At 59.7% G+C, this 15,002-nt stretch carries 10 protein-coding genes; 3 read left to right on the top strand and 7 right to left on the bottom strand.

The window, feature by feature from the left end; genetic code table 11:
• Positions 1-130: 130 nt before the first annotated feature.
• Positions 131-3,856, bottom strand: coding sequence for a DUF1217 domain-containing protein (locus tag FHT82_RS25460; protein WP_183735488.1), 3,726 nt, complete (start codon positions 3,854-3,856; stop codon positions 131-133).
• Between the two features lie 300 nt (positions 3,857-4,156).
• Between FHT82_RS25460 and FHT82_RS25455 the strand changes: the two genes are divergently transcribed.
• Positions 4,157-4,723 carry a DUF6101 family protein gene (locus tag FHT82_RS25455; RefSeq protein ID WP_183735487.1) on the top strand — a complete coding sequence of 189 codons (567 nt, stop codon included), beginning with the start codon at positions 4,157-4,159 and terminating at the stop codon, positions 4,721-4,723.
• A 61-nt stretch (positions 4,724-4,784) separates the two neighbouring features.
• Here the strand turns inward: FHT82_RS25455 and ubiA are convergent, their stop codons facing one another.
• The 5 genes from ubiA to FHT82_RS25430 form a co-directional block, all read right to left on the bottom strand.
• Complete coding sequence (gene ubiA, locus FHT82_RS25450; protein ID WP_183735486.1) at positions 4,785-5,744, bottom strand: 4-hydroxybenzoate octaprenyltransferase; 960 nt, start codon at positions 5,742-5,744, stop codon at positions 4,785-4,787.
• 55 nt (positions 5,745-5,799) lie between these two features.
• Positions 5,800-6,609 (bottom strand): MipA/OmpV family protein, encoded by an 810-nt coding sequence (locus FHT82_RS25445; RefSeq protein WP_183735485.1) that lies wholly within the window; start codon positions 6,607-6,609, stop codon positions 5,800-5,802.
• Between the two features lie 117 nt (positions 6,610-6,726).
• On the bottom strand, positions 6,727-7,305 hold the full coding sequence (locus FHT82_RS25440; RefSeq protein ID WP_183735484.1) for a histidine phosphatase family protein: 579 nt from the start codon (positions 7,303-7,305) through the stop codon (positions 6,727-6,729).
• 49 nt (positions 7,306-7,354) lie between these two features.
• Positions 7,355-8,614, bottom strand: coding sequence for a cyclopropane-fatty-acyl-phospholipid synthase family protein (locus tag FHT82_RS25435; RefSeq protein ID WP_183735483.1), 1,260 nt, complete (start codon positions 8,612-8,614; stop codon positions 7,355-7,357).
• A 133-nt stretch (positions 8,615-8,747) separates the two neighbouring features.
• Entirely contained in the window at positions 8,748-11,057 is a 2,310-nt protein-coding gene (locus tag FHT82_RS25430) for a Tex family protein (RefSeq protein WP_183735482.1), read from the bottom strand.
• 237 nt (positions 11,058-11,294) lie between these two features.
• On the opposite strand from FHT82_RS25430, the gene glyS reads away from it, so the two are divergent.
• Complete coding sequence (gene glyS, locus FHT82_RS25425) at positions 11,295-13,472, top strand: glycine--tRNA ligase subunit beta (RefSeq protein ID WP_183735481.1); 2,178 nt, start codon at positions 11,295-11,297, stop codon at positions 13,470-13,472.
• A 49-nt stretch (positions 13,473-13,521) separates the two neighbouring features.
• Here the strand turns inward: glyS and FHT82_RS25420 are convergent, their stop codons facing one another.
• Positions 13,522-13,731 carry a 4-oxalocrotonate tautomerase family protein gene (locus FHT82_RS25420; RefSeq protein ID WP_183735480.1) on the bottom strand — a complete coding sequence of 70 codons (210 nt, stop codon included), beginning with the start codon at positions 13,729-13,731 and terminating at the stop codon, positions 13,522-13,524.
• 97 nt (positions 13,732-13,828) lie between these two features.
• On the opposite strand from FHT82_RS25420, the gene FHT82_RS25415 reads away from it, so the two are divergent.
• Positions 13,829-14,737, top strand: a complete 909-nt coding sequence (locus FHT82_RS25415; protein ID WP_183735479.1) for a LysR family transcriptional regulator — start codon at positions 13,829-13,831, stop codon at positions 14,735-14,737.
• The last annotated feature ends 265 nt before the right edge of the window (positions 14,738-15,002 follow it).

Here is a 15,002-nt window from a genome sequence, read left to right as displayed (position 1 = left end):
GGACGCACAAAGGACGCTCTAACTCTTTGAATCGACGCATCGGGCTTTCCGAAAATCGATTCCGATTTTCGGAAAGCCCGATGCTGTAGGCTCTGGGAGGCTCACACCATTATCAAAGCAACGACGACGCCTAGCCGGTGCCGCCGGTCAGGAGCTGAAGCGCCGGCGACTGCTGCGTGTTGTTCTTGATGTCGTACATGGCCGTGAAGCGCTTGACGAGCTTGTCGATCTTCTTGGGATCCTGCAGGTCCTCGAGCTTCACGAAACGGCCGAGAAGATCGACCTGCTTGGCCACGTCCATCGACGAAATCTGCGCCGGCAGGCTATAAGTCGTCTGGACGACCTGATAGAGCGCCTTGTCGCCGAGGATCTGGTAGAGCGAGGTGACGTCACCAGCCTTTCGCTTGAAATAGAGCGCCAGGCGAACGCCATCATTCTTTTCGCCCTCCTGGGTTTCCAGGGTCATCTGCACATATTGCTGCTGCGTACTCGCCTCGGCCTGCTTGTCCTGGATCGTACCCATCTTGGCGCGTGTCAGGTTGCCGTCCTTGTCGAAATTGAAGGAAGCGACGATCTCCTTGAAGCGCGCGTCAGCCGTAGTGTTGAGATAGCTCTTCTTGTCATCAGGATCGGAGGTGAAGATCTTCTTCAGCGTATCCTTGTCATACTTCTTCGGATCGAGACCGTTTGCTTTCAGCACGAGATCCGTCAGGCGTTTGTCGGCCAGGAAATTGTCGAGCGACGTTACGGTTGGTATGGTCTTGCCGAAATAATCCACTTCCTTGGTGGCATCCTTGGAAGCGCGGTCCTTTGCGGGACCGTCTTTCATGAGCATGGTCGCATGCGACTTATAATCGGTCGCATATTTCGCCATCGTGGCGGCGGAAAGAGCCGACAGGGGCTCGGCAGCCTTACCGTCAGCACCGAAGTTGAACGCGCGCACCATCTTGGTGATGCGGTCGTCCTTGAAGGATGCGACATATCCCTTCGGATCATAGGGGTCGCTTGCAAGCAGCTTGCGCATGGTGGAGCGCGAAACGTCGTTCGTCGTCAGGCCATAAGCCTGCAGCGCCATCTGATAAAGATCCGGATAGGAGTCGTTGCCGAGGAGCGTATCGGCGGTGGCGTTGGTTTTCATGAAATCATTGATGTTCTTTACGCCCTTGGCGTCGTCCATTCGCGACTTGTAGTTCGCGATGATGCGGTCAATGAGATCATCGCCCTGATTGTTGGCGCGAGCGCCGTAATTATCTGCCGTGTTGATCGTCTGCTCACCGGTCTGAGCGGTCGTCGAGGTCGGCAGCGAACCGTCGGCCGCGAAATTGAAGGCAGCGTTGAGATCGCTTTGGCCGACGGAAGCGGCATGGGCCGGGTCGGTGAGGATATTCCTCAACTCGGCGCTGCTCGTGTCGTAGACCAGGCCATAGGCCATCTTCAGATAATCCGTCAGGGACGAGTCAGCGAGGAGCTGATCGACATCATTGACGTCGCCCATCCGGTCCAGAACGCCCTGTTCCCGCGCGTTAGCCGCCGAATTCACAGAAGCCATCTGTGCGGAGGTCTGCGCCCAACCGGGAGTGACAGTGCCGTCCGCCGCGAAATTGAACGCCGCCTTCACATTGGCATAGAGTCCGGTGTCGCTCTGATCGATGAGAATGTTGCGCAAATCGGTATCCGTAACGCTCGTCGGAATACTGAAGGCATAACGGATGTAACTGTTGAGCTTCTGGTCGCCCAGCAACTGATCGACGCTGGTGATCGAAGACATCGTGCTGCCGTAATAGGTGGCGGCGTCGTCTGCTTTATTCGTCATCGCGGCCACCTGGCCGGCGTTCTGCGACAGGGTGTTTTGGGCGACCGTGCCATCCTGGTGGAAATTGAAGAGCTGATAGACGTCGCTGTAGCCCTGGGCAGCCGCGACCGTCGGATCGGTCAGAATGCCGCGAAGCGTGCTGTCGCTGATATCATTACCGATCTGCATGCTGGAACGGAGGAAGCTGACCAGCTTGCTGTCGGCAAGGAACACGTCGACGGCCGCAGTCGAGCCGTTATTGGAGAGATCGCTGACCTTCGTCTGGTAATAGGAAGAGTTGTTTGAGGCGAGCTGGTTGATGCCCTGAAGCTGCGTGATATTCTGGGCGCCGACAACACTGCCATTCGGCTGCGTCTGAAAGGTGACCGAGCCATCCGCGTTGAAATTGAAGGCATCATGGATGTTCTGATGGCCTGCGGTAGCCGCATAAGCGGAATCCGTCAGGATGTTCTTCAGTTCGGCATTGCTGAAATCCTGACCGAGGCCATAGGCATCCTTGATATAGGAGGTCAACATCTTGTCGGAAAGCAGTTCGTCGACATTGTCGATCGGGCTGACACCACCCGGCGGCATCATCATGTTCAAGAAGTAGCTCGAGACGTTCGTCGCGCCACTCACTATGCCCGTCAACTGGTCATAGGACTGCGCGCGCTCCGTCGGAGAGACCGTACCGTCGGACTTGAAATTGAAGGCCTCGTAGGCGTCTCCCAAATCGACCGAACGGGCATAGGCAGGATCGGTCAAGACGTTTTTCAGCTGCGTAAAGCCCGGATCCATGCCGAACGCGGAGCGAACATAGTCTGCAAGCCGCTTGTCACTGACCAATTGATCGACATTGGTGATCGTGCCGATCTTGGACAGATAGTAGCTCTTGTTGAGATCGGACATCACCGCGCTGGTATAGTACACATCGCTCGCCGTGCCGTCGCGGTCGACGATCTGCGTTGCAGTCTTGATGTTATACTGTTCGATGACGTTGTTCTTCTGCGTCGCAGTCTGGGCGGCGCCGACTACGGGAGCGCGGAAGGCGTATAGTTCCGCGACCGAGTCGGTCTGGCCGGAATTCTGCGCCGAACCACTGACCGAACCATCGGCGTTGAAGTTGAAATAGGAACGAAGTTCCTTGTATTTGTCGCCGACATAGTTGAGCGACGGATCGGGGTTGTTGAGCGGCGCATCGCCGCCGAGGGTGGCCGGATCGCTTGTCAGCACCATCTTGATGAAAGCGTTATCGGCCGTTGCCGGATCGATGCCGACGGACTGCAGCGCCACCGTGCGCAGGCGCGGATCGGCTAGAAGGTCGTCGACCGACTGCACCGAACCGATATTGTCGCGGAAATACTGTGTGTCGCCATTGTCGGGTTTGAAGTTGAATTGCTGGGCGAGCGCATAGAGCTTGTCGCCGACATATGTCTTGGTCGGATCGTAAGTTGGATCGCTCGCATCAGGCGCCTTGCCACCAAGCTTGCTGATGTCGGTGGTCAGGACACCAGCAATATAGTCCTTCGACATGTAGGTCGGGTCGATGCCGACACTCTTCAACGCGTAATTCAGGAGACGGGAATTGCCGACGAAGTCCTGGACGGTCTTCACATCGTCCATCTGCGCGCTGTAATATTTCGTCTCTGTGGCAGTCTGTTGTGCCGCATTGGCAAAGGACTGCTTGTAGAGGCCGATCAGATCGTCTTCCTGCGCGTCCGTCTGAATATCCTTGGGCGGCGCGTTGAAATTGAAGGCGGCGGCAAATTCCTTGTAACGCGTGTCAGAGAGCTTATTGGCGAAGCTGTTTGCGTCCGTGAGATCGCTCTGCAGGACCTTCTTCATGAAGGCCTTGGCATAGATCATGTCGTCGAGACCGTAGGCTTTCATGGCGTAGCTGTAGAGCTTGTAGTCGCCAAGGAAGTCGTCGACGTCCTTCACCTTGTTGATGTTGTCGGCGTAATATTGGGCGTCTTTCTTAACCTGCGCCTGATTGGCGACGCGGTCGAGGCTCTTAGGCATATCGCGAGACAGAATGGTGTATGCCAGGGATGCCGTGATCATAAATGCGCCCTTTTCAGCAAAGTCTTTAAAGAATGACGGACCATTGGTGCGAGCATTTTGCCACGCAAAACTTACCCGAGACTTACCTGAAGCTGTCCCGCTTTAAGACACGGGCGCGTTCACCATCTGGAAACCCTGCCATATTCAGTTTTGCTAACCATTCCCGGAGGCAGGATTTCTTTAACCGCAATTTTTAAGCTGTACGGAACGGGGGCCGCCTATTGTCGGGCCATAGAGGACGAAAAGTCCCAAGGAGAAGACCGGAAACCGGCTCTCAGGTAAGACAAGGGTAGAAATGAAATGAAGAATACCGTTCTGAAGCCCGTCTGGGCTGGCACGACATTGCGTCTTGATCCGTCTCGCTTTCCGCAGCAGGTAAGCTATGCCATCCACGACGATGCCGGTGACGTCAGCATAACGATCGACGAACGCGGCGCGGTCCTGCGCAAAGTTCTCCCCTCCAGCGGCCTGCCGCTCTCCATCGCCCTGCCGCGGCGGGTTTTCAAGGGCGTTGCGGCCCGCGCCATCGACCACGGCGACGGAGACGTCACCGTTACGCTCGAACTGCACCATGAAGATCCGGAACTCTGCATTCCGCTGCTCGTCGCCCATGATCTCGGCGATATCGCCGCCGACTGGCGCAGCTGGTCGGAAGCCTTCGGCATTCCGATGCTGATGGTGGAAGCCGACGGCGTCGCCCGCCCGCTCGAGGAGCATCTCGGCGGCCTGCGCACCAGCGAAATGAAGCCGCGCCGTCGCCATTCCTATTTCGCAAACCGTCGCCCGCGCTTCCTCGTGCGCCGCACGACCGGCAAGCTCGGTGTCATTATGAAGATCGAGGGCAAGGAAATCATCGCCCGCAACTGAGCGTTCTCTTCAGAACCGATCCCGAAACCCGGCCGTCGCGCCGGGTTTTTTCATTTCGCGGTCAGGGAATGGCGAACAGCAGCGAAACGAACAGGCCAAGGAAGATAATCAGCCCGACGCGAGTGTTCGATTTGAAGAGCGCCAGGCACTGGGCGCCGTCATTGATATCGAGCGTCCTGATCTGCCAGGCAAACATGCCGGCCGCGATCAGCAGGCCGATGAAGGCGAGAAGTCCGACGCCAGCAAGTGCGAAGGACAGGAACATCAATACGAGCGTCAGACCATAGAGGCCGATCAGCGCCAGGCGCGTGCGGTCGCCGAACAGCCGGGCGGTGGAACGAACCCCTATCAGCTCGTCATCCTCCTTGTCCTGGTGGGCGTAGATCGTGTCGTAACCGATCGTCCAGACGACGGAAGCGGCATAAAGGAGGACGGCCGAGAAGGCCAGACTGCCGAAAATCCCCGCCCAACCCATGAGCGCACCCCAAGAAAAGGCGAGACCGAGGAAGAATTGCGGCCAGTCGGTAAAGCGCTTGGCAAAGGGATAAAGCGCCACGATACCGAGCGACAGCACCCCGAGCAGCACAGCAAACCAATTGAACTGCAACAATACGAACAGTCCGACCAGCGCTTGCAGGCCGATGAAAATTTTCGCTTGCCGTCGCGTCACGCGACCCGAGGGCAACGGGCGCGAGCGGGTGCGCGCCACCTGCATGTCGATCTCGTGGTCGACAAGGTCATTATAGGTGCAGCCGGCGCCGCGCATGGCAACCGCGCCGATGAAATACAGGAACAGATGATAGAGCAGCAGGGCGCCGGAAAAGACGCGCGGCTCGATTGCCGCATTAGCGGCGAGCGTCGCCGACCAGAAGCACGGCCACATGAGAAGCTGCCAGCCGATCGGCCGGTCCCAGCGCGCCAGCTGTGCATAGGGCCACAGCCAGGGCGGCAGGATGCGGTAAACCCAATTATCCGAGGGCGCATCGGCAACGCGCCCGTTGAGACCATCAATCTGTTGCATGGAACCATCTAGCGACGGCTGGGCTCCATGGTCAAGGCACGACCACGCAGCCGGATCAGTTCAGCGTGAAATTGAACTTGTAGCTCGCGGACATACCGATCAGGAACTGGTTCTTGGAACCACGCTCGCGCACGAGGCTGCTGTCAGCCGCCGGACCGGCGAGGCGCCTGTATTCCGCGAAGGCACTCGTCGACAGATTCTCCGTCGCGTTCCAGGTGAGCGCAGTGCCGGCACCGTAGGACTGGATGCCGCCCGAGGGATCGTAAGGCTTCAGCCCGCTTGCAGCCGACTGCGCTTCATTGACGCCGTAGTAGGAATGGAAATAGCCGCTCGTTGCAAAAGTGGCACGCGGGCCGCCTGACAGTTGCAGGTCGGGCGCGATATCGGTGAAGGCATCGAGCGCCACGTCGGCCACGAGGCCGTCATGGGAGCGGATACCCTGGCGCACGTCGGCGCGGGCACGCAGCCAATCGGTCGGATAGACTTCGGCGAAGCCACCGACTTCGGCGCCCCACTTCACTTTCTTCAAACCGCGCAGATCGCTGTCGTCGTCTTCGTCACGCTCAGGCACATAGCGGCCGACGATACCGGCGCGGAAGCCGCCGTTGTCGGTCAACGCGAAGGAGGGATTATCGTTGCGCGAGGAAAAGCGCGGGCCGGCGCCCTGACGGCCGACCGAGATCAGCGGGCTGAACTTGAATTCATTGCTCGACGCACCCTCGAACTTCGGAGCGGAAAAGCCTGATACGCCGACCTTCAGATACCAGTCACCGGACCACCAGTGGCCGCCTTCCTGAGCGGAGGCGGTGCCGAAAGAAACAAGGGCAATAGCTAAAGAGATCGATACGACAGATCGATTAAACACATCCGCACTCCAGAAAACACAATACAAGAACGGCCGCGGACGGCGGCGATCGGTACATTTACGGCGAGGGTGTTACCTCAATCTTAACCACGGCGGCGAGATCGAAGGGATGTGAAATTACCTCTGGTTCCAGCAGCGAATGACCGGTTCGGTCAGATCGTGCTCGTAGCCGAGAACGCTGATGCTCGTCGTATCCAGACTGAAACGGGAGCCATCTTCCGCCGGCAGGCCGAGCCAGCGGGCGCCGAGCACACGCAGGAAATGCGAGCTCGAAAAGATCAGGACCGGCGCATCGATCTGCCGAAGCTCCGCGATGATGCGATCGGCACGGGCGCCGACATCGGCTGCTGCTTCGCCATCCGGGCAACCATCGCGGAAAAGCTGCCAGCCGGGGCGCTTCGAGAGGATTTCCTTGGTCGTGATGCCTTCGTAAGCGCCATAGTCCCATTCCGCGAGATCGGGCTTGATGATCGCCCCTTCCCCGAAACCCGAGAGCGCGCAGGTGTTGCGGGCTCGCTGCGAAGGGCTCGACCAGACCGCGGAGACGGAAAGACCCGCAAGCCGCGAAGCAAGCGCGCGGGCCGCAGCTTCGCCATTGGCGGTGAGCGGAATATCGGTCCGGCCGGTATGCTGACCGGACAGCGACCATGCCGTCTCGCCGTGGCGCACGAGGGTGATTTCAGGAAATGCGCTCATATCCGTCTCTCCAAAAAAGAAAAAGCGCGGTTGGACCGCGCTTTCGATATCAGAAGGTGAACTTCTCCAGGGGTGGACGCGTCGCCTCGAATTCCCGAAGCTTCACCTCGTTCTGCGCAATGTAATTGCGGTTATCAGGTGTCGCGAACTGATTCTTAGTGATCTGGATTTGCTCGATGAAAAGCTCGTCCCAGCGGAAGCCCATTTCGGAGCCGGCCAGATAGAATTCCCACATGCGGAAGAACTTCTCGTCGTAAAGCGCCACGGCTTCGGCCTTGCGGGCGACGAAGCGCTCACGCCAGTGGCGCAGAGTGTAGGCGTAGTGCAGGGGCAGCACCTCGACGTCGCGGGTCAGCAACCCCGCCTTTTCGAGCGGCACCAGCGTTTCTGCAATCGAGGGAATGTAGCCCTGCGGGAAGATGTACTTCTCGATGAAGGCGTTGGTCGCAAAACTCGGCTTCGGACGCGCGATCGAATGCAGCAGCATGACGCCGTTGTCATCCAACAGCTCGTACACCTTTTTGAAGAAGTTGGGATAATTGCCGATGCCAACATGTTCGAACATGCCGACCGAGACGATGCGGTCAAACTTCTTACCCGTGAGGTAGCGATAATCCTGCAGTTCGAAACGGACACGATCGGCAAGACCGCGCTTCTCCGCTCGTTCGCGTGAGATCTTCAGCTGCTCTTCGCTGAGCGTGATACCGGTGACATCGAGGCCGGGCGTCGATTCCGCCAGATACATGGCCATGCCGCCCCAGCCCGAACCGATTTCCAGCACGCGCTGGTTCGGCTGCGGCATGAGCTTTGCCGCGATGTGGCGCTTCTTGGCGACCTGCGCCTCTTCCAGGCTGATATTAGGCGGATCGAAATAAGCGCAGGAATACTGCCAGTCCTCGTCGAGGAAGAGTTCGAAGAGCTTTTCGGAGAGGTCGTAATGATGGGCGACATTACGCTTGTTGTGATTGATCGGCATGCGGCTCTTGAGCTGTTGCATGGCAATGCGGCCGATCAGCAGGGCAGCCATCTTGAAATCGAAGATCTCATTGGTGGTATTCTGCTTCACTAGGGCGAGGAAGTCGTAGATGTCACCCTGTTCGAGAATGAACCGGCCTTCCATATACATTTCGCCGAGCTTCAGCGTCGGATCGCGACGGATCGCATCCTCGGCTTCCTGATCGGCAAGACGAACGGCAACCAATTCCCCGGTGCCGTCGCCAATCGTGTGGGTCTCGCCATTGGCAAGAGTAAGGGCCAAAGAACCCTTTCGGACAATTTTTTGGACAATCGATAAGAATGCCGACGCCATGGACGCCTCGCAAATGTGACAGGATGGTCACATCAACTTAATAGCTCTCTTCTGCCTTACAAGCGCCGGATTTAGCACTCCGCAGATTCAATTGCCAAACTGTGACATTTTTGCAAACTTGAGGGCTAAGCCCTTATTTTCGCTTCATGGCTTCGGCGAGCGCCGCACCGAACGCACCCTGGCTCTGCGGCTTTGGCGGCGCGGGCTTGCGATCCTGCTGCGGACGCGGGCCGGTATTTGCGCGCGACTCACCGCGCGGAGAACCCGCCGGAGCGCCGTCATCTTTGCGCATGGAAAGGCCGATGCGCTTGCGCTTCACATCGACTTCGACGACGCGAACCTTGACGACGTCGCCCGCCTTCACGATTTCGTGAGGGTCCTTGATGAAGCGGTCGGCAAGCTGGGAGACGTGGACCAGGCCATCCTGATGCACGCCGATATCGACGAAGGCGCCGAAGGCCGCGACATTGGTGACGGTGCCTTCCAGCACCATGCCGGGCTTCAGGTCGCTGATCTCATCAATGCCCTCCGCAAAAGTCGCAGTCTTGAAGCTCGGGCGCGGGTCGCGGCCCGGCTTATCCAGCTCGGCGATGATATCCTTGACGGTCGGCAGGCCGAACTTCTCGTCGATGAACTTGCGCGGGTCGAGCGCCTTCAGGGTGACGCTATCGCCCATCAGCGAGCGGAGGTCACGGCCGCAGGCAGCAACAATCTTCTTCGCTACGCCATAGGCTTCCGGATGCACCGAGGAGGCATCGAGGGGCTCCTTGCCATTGGGGATGCGCAGGAAGCCGGCCGCCTGTTCGAAGGTGCGCTGCCCGAGGCGGGCCACCTTCAACAGGTCCTTACGGCTTTCAAAGGCGCCATTCTGGTCTCGATGCAGCACGATCGCATCGGCAATCGAGCGGCCAAGGCCGGAAACGCGCGAAAGCAGCGGCGCAGACGCCGTGTTGAGATCGACGCCGACGGCATTCACGGCGTCTTCGACGACCGCATCGAGCGAGCGTGAGAGCTTCGTCTGATCGACGTCGTGCTGGTACTGGCCGACGCCGATCGACTTCGGCTCGATCTTGACGAGCTCGGCGAGCGGATCCTGCAGGCGCCGCGCGATGGAGACGGCGCCGCGCAGCGATACGTCGAGCTGCGGGAATTCTGCAGCAGCGGTTTCCGAAGCCGAGTAGACGGAGGCGCCGGCTTCAGAGACGATGACCTTGGTGGGCTTTGGCGCCGGAAGAGCCGTCAGCATATCGGCCACCAGCTTTTCAGTCTCGCGGCTGCCCGTGCCGTTGCCGATCGCGATCAACTCAACATTGTGCTTGCGAATGAGGGAAGCGAGCTCGGCCTGCGTGCCGCGCACGTCATTCTTCGGCGGGAACGGATAGACCGTGGTCGTATCGAGCAGCTTGCCGGTGCCATCGATGATCGCGACCTTGACGCCGGTGCGGATGCCCGGATCGAGGCCCATCGTGGCGCGCGAGCCGGCGGGGGCTGCCAAAAGCAGATCCTTGAGATTGCGGGCAAAGACGTGGATCGCTTCTTCCTCGGCCCTTTCGCGCAGTTCGCGCATCAGGTCGAGCGAGAGCGACATGGAGAGCTTCACGCGCCAGGTCCAGCTCGCGACATCCATCAGCCAGCGATCGCCCGGACGGCTTGTGCCGATCTCGTAAGCAGCGGCGATCATGCGCTCGACCGGCTTGTTCGGCGAGGCAATCTCGGCATCGGCATCGATCGTCAGCGTCAGCACTTCCTCGTTCCAGCCGCGCAGCATGGCAAGCGCACGGTGGCCGGGGGCGGTTGCCCAGCGTTCGGAATGATCGAAATAGTCGGAGAACTTTTCGCCGGTCGCTTCCTTGCCTTCAACGACCTTCGCCTTGAGAAGCGCGGCATTGCGCATATGGGCACGCAGCTTGCCGAGCAGATCGGCATTTTCGGCAAAACCTTCGGCGACGATGTCGCGGGCACCGTCGAGGGCCGTCTTCACGTCAGGCACATCGGCGGTGATATAGGCTTCCGCAAGTGTGGCCGGCTCCTTGCTGCGATCGGCAAGGATTGCTTCGGCAAGCGGACCGAGGCCGCGCTCGCGGGCGATTTCGGCACGGGTGCGACGCTTCGGCTTGTAGGGCAGGTAGAGGTCTTCCAGCTCGGCCTTGGTCGTGGCAGCACTGAGCTTGCCCATCAGTTCCGCGGTCATCTTGTCCTGACCATTGATCGAACCGATGATCGCATCACGGCGGGCTTCGAGCTCGCGTAGGTATACGAGGCGTTCGGCCAGCGTGCGCAGCTGCGTATCGTCAAGGCCGCCCGTCATTTCCTTGCGGTAGCGCGCGATGAACGGCACTGTCGCTCCCTCGTCCAGCAGCTCGATCGCAGCCTTCGCCTGATCGGGCCGGGCATTGATTTCGGCGGAGATGCTTGCTGCGAGCGAACGAAGGTCAGCGGCCATGAGATTTCCTGCAGTTTATTAGGGTTGGCGGACCATAGCGGCGAAAAGCGACAAGGCAATGCCCGCCGCCGCTTTCCACAGTCGAAGGCAACGTTCTTGCCGATTCAAGCGGCGTGATTGAGGCGCAATTGAGCGTTCCTCTTCCTGTTTTTGCGGTTGTGCAGATGCGGCATTCTTTGGTAGCAGAGGCGACCATTTTGGATCGCCCTGCCCTACGGGCGCTAGGAAAAGAGTACCATGCCGAACCTGCTTCTCGAACTTCGCTCCGAAGAGATCCCCGCCCGCATGCAGCGCAAGGCCGCCGGCGATCTCAAGAAGCTCCTCACCGATGCCCTGGTGGAAGCAGGACTGACCTATGAGGGCGCACGTGAATACTGGACGCCGCGCCGCCTGACGCTCGACATTCACGGGCTGACCGCCCGCTCCGCCGACATCCGCGAAGAACGCAAGGGGCCGCGCACCGACGCCAACGAGAAGGCGATCGAAGGCTTCCTGCGCGGCGCCGGCCTGTCCTCGGTTTCCGAAGCGCAGATCGTCAGCGATCCGAAGAAGGGCGATTTCTACGTCGCCGTCATCTCCAAGCCAGGCAGAGCCGCCGAAGAGATCATCGCCGAAGTCATGCCCGGCATCATCAAGGATTTTCCGTGGCCGAAGTCGATGCGCTGGGGCAAGGCCTCCTCGCAGCCGGGTTCGCTGCGTTGGGTTCGCCCACTGCAATCGATCGTCTGCACCTTCGGCAGCGAGCATGAAGAAACCGTCGTCATCCCCTTCGAGATCGACGGTATCATCGCTTCCAACGTGACCTATGGCCATCGCTTCCACGCGCCCGATGCCATTACCGTCAAGCGCTTCGACGACTATGTCTCGAGCCTTGAGAAGGCGAAAGTCATTCTCGACGCGGAGCGGCGCAAGAACATCATCCTGCATGACGCGCGCGACATCGCTTTCGCCAGCGGACTGGAACTGGTGGAAGACGAAGGTCTGCTGGAAGAGGTGTCCGGCCTCGTGGAATGGCCGCAGGTGCTGATGGGCTCCTTCGATGCGGATTATCTCTCGATCCCCTCGGAGATCATCCGCCTGACGATCAAGACGAACCAGAAGTGCTTTGTCACCCGCAAACAGGGCGAGGAGACGCTTTCGAACAAATTCATCCTCGTCTCCAACATCCAGGCGACGGATGGCGGCAAGGAAATTATTCACGGCAACGGCAAGGTCGTGCGCGCCCGACTTTCGGACGCGTTGCATTTCTGGAAGCGCGACCAGGGCAACCTGCCGGACCTCGAAACGCTGGAAGCATCCGCCAAGAAATTTGGCCTCGACCTTGCCAAGCCGCTCGACCAGCGCATGGCAAAGCTCGATGCGCTCAACGTGACCTTCCATGCCAAGCTCGGCACGCAGGGTGACCGCGTCGAGCGCATCCGGGCGCTGGCCGCCAAGATCGCCATGCCTGCCAGCGCCGACTATAAGGTCGTGGACCGCGCCGTCGTTCTCTGCAAGGCAGACCTGCGCACCGAGGCCGTTGGCGAATTCCCGGAACTGCAGGGCGTCATGGGCCGTAAATATGCTGCTCTGCAGGGCGAAGACGTCTCCGTTTCGACGGCCATCGAAGATCACTATAAGCCTCAGGGTCCGTCGGACCGCGTGCCCGAGGACAGGGCGGCGATATCAGTAGCGCTTGCCGACAAGCTTGATACGCTCATCGGCTTCTGGTCGATCGACGAGAAGCCGACAGGCTCGAAGGACCCGTTTGCGTTGCGCCGCGCGGCCCTCGGCATCATCCGCATCCTGCTCGAACAGCGCGTCCGGGTGACGCTGCTGCCGCGCATCGTCTCTCATATGCAGCGGATCGATTCCGATATCGGCGCAAGTGTTGACGCAGACGACCTGTCGCGTCAGTTCGACCTGCTCTCGTTCTTCCACGATCGCCTGAAGGTCTATCTACGCGATCAGGGCGCTCGCCACGACCTCATCGATGCCGTGCTGACGCCGGAATCCGACGATCTCCTGATGGTCGCCCGCCGTGTCGAGGCGCTGACGGCCTTCATCACCTCGGAAGACGGCATCAACCTGCTTGCCGGCACCAAGCGTGCCACGCAGCTTCTGGCCGCCGAGGAGAAGAAGGGCACGGTTGTCGCCGATGGCGTTTCCGAGGCATTGCTGAAGCTTGACGCCGAGAACGAACTGTTCGCCGCCATCACTAAGGCTTCGTCGGAAGCTGCCGGCGCGGTTGCGCATGAAGACTTCCGCTCGGCCATGGAAGCGCTCTCGAAGCTTCGCGCACCGGTCGACCGCTTCTTCACCGACGTGCTCGTCAATGACGAGGATGCCGCCATCCGCGCCAACCGTCTCGCACTGCTGCGGATGATCCGCGCGGCGACCGGAACGGTGGCGGACTTCTCGAAGATCGCCGGTTGAGGCGGGCAACAAACAAATGGGGCCTTTCGGCCCCAATTTGCTTTTGCGCTCATCGCTCCTTTCGCATCTTGGCGATCGTGAGCGTCTCGCCGGCGCGGCCATAGCCGCCGTCGATGACTTCATCGACGAGAACCATGGTGTACGGGCGAACGCCTTCGCCGAAAAAGTCGACGAACATGGCAGTCGTGCGGAGGATGATGTCCTCCTTCTGCTCTGCCGTCAGAGTACCCTCGGGAAACTTGTAGTTTGCAAATGGCATGATGAACTCCTGCCCGGTTTGTGTTGTGACAAAGCAAACCTAGCGGCATCGGGAACATGCTTGAAATTGATATGAAGTATATGCATTCATCCATGCCATGGATTTGCACGGTATCGATCTCAATCTGATTGTCGCCTTCGACGCGCTCATGAAGGAACGGAGCGTGACGAAGGCCGGCATTCGCATCGGCCGAACACAGCCGGCGATGAGCGCTGCTTTGGCCCGGTTGCGCAACCTTCTCAAGGATGAGTTGCTGGTGCGCGGGCCGCAGGGGTTGCAGCCGACACCACGGGCGCTTGATCTCGCCGAACCCTTGTCGCGCGCCCTTGCCGAAATCCAGCGCACGCTTGCTTTTACGCAGGCGTTCGATCCCTCGACCTCGTCCGCCACCTTCACGATCGGCCTTTCCGACCATCCGACTTTCGCGCTTCTCCCGCAGCTCGTTACTCTTCTCGCCAAGGCGGCTCCGGCCACGACATTGCAGGTCAGGAATTTCAGTGCGCGTGACGACGCCATCGACCTGCTGGATTCGGGAGAAGTTGATGCTACGGTCGGCGTGCCCGCAACGAAAACAGGACGCATTCTGACCCAGCCTCTGTTCGAGGAGCGTTTCGTCTGTATCGTCAGGAAGGGTCATCCAGCTGCAAGGAGCGCGCTCAATCTCGATGCATTTCTGGCTCTTCCGCATCTGCTCGTCTCGCCAGAGAACGAGCGCTTCGGCCATGTCGATGCAGCGCTGGCGAAAAAAGGGCATCAGCGACGGCTCGCGCTGACCCTTCCGAATATGTGTGCCGCACCGCTGCTGATTGCCCGCTCCAACATGATCGCCACCTTGATGGCCGGTGTCGTGGCGGCTTCGGGTCATTCGGACGAGCTCGCCTTGCTGGAGCCGCCTATCTCGCTCGACAGCATCCCTTTTGTCCTGTCATGGCATCGGCGCAATGATGCACATCCAGCGCAGCGCTGGTTCCGGGCCTGCATTTCCGATGCAGCGCCCAGTATATAGCGCTTTCCGACATCTTCCCGGAAAAGAACACGACCGCCGGATTTACATCCGGCGGCCGCTAATGCTTTGGTGATGAAAAGGCCTGACGTCTGCGCCCCGTTTATGCGGCGCGGCGCCCTTGATGCATGGCGGGAGCCGCCGCAGCGTTGCCGACGCGGAAGCCCCTGATGAGGCCGAGCAGTTCGTCGGTGTCGGCAGCCAGCGTTTCGGCCGATGCCGTGGTCTCTTCGGCCATGGCGGCGTTCTGCTGGGTGGCGGCGTCGAG

It is taken from the genome of Rhizobium sp. BK275 (genome assembly GCF_014193555.1).
Taxonomy (GTDB): Bacteria; Pseudomonadota; Alphaproteobacteria; order Rhizobiales; family Rhizobiaceae; genus Rhizobium.
Note: the sequence above shows the minus strand (reverse complement) of the source record. Positions and strands in the feature narration are given on the sequence as shown.

Bases quoted from the DNA above. Each gene is read 5' to 3' on its own strand.
- FHT82_RS25430 (WP_183735482.1), bottom strand. From the start codon at position 11,057: ATGGCCGCTGACCTTCGTTCGCTCGCAGCAAGCATCTCCGCCGAAATC.
- FHT82_RS25420 (WP_183735480.1), bottom strand. From the start codon at position 13,731: ATGCCATTTGCAAACTACAAGTTTCCCGAGGGTACTCTGACGGCAGAG.
- glyS (WP_183735481.1), top strand. From the start codon at position 11,295: ATGCCGAACCTGCTTCTCGAACTTCGCTCCGAAGAGATCCCCGCCCGC.
- FHT82_RS25455 (WP_183735487.1), top strand. From the start codon at position 4,157: ATGAAGAATACCGTTCTGAAGCCCGTCTGGGCTGGCACGACATTGCGT.
- FHT82_RS25435 (WP_183735483.1), bottom strand. From the start codon at position 8,614: ATGGCGTCGGCATTCTTATCGATTGTCCAAAAAATTGTCCGAAAGGGT.
- ubiA (WP_183735486.1), bottom strand. From the start codon at position 5,744: ATGCAACAGATTGATGGTCTCAACGGGCGCGTTGCCGATGCGCCCTCG.
- FHT82_RS25460 (WP_183735488.1), bottom strand. From the start codon at position 3,856: ATGATCACGGCATCCCTGGCATACACCATTCTGTCTCGCGATATGCCT.
- FHT82_RS25415 (WP_183735479.1), top strand. From the start codon at position 13,829: ATGGATTTGCACGGTATCGATCTCAATCTGATTGTCGCCTTCGACGCG.
- FHT82_RS25440 (WP_183735484.1), bottom strand. From the start codon at position 7,305: ATGAGCGCATTTCCTGAAATCACCCTCGTGCGCCACGGCGAGACGGCA.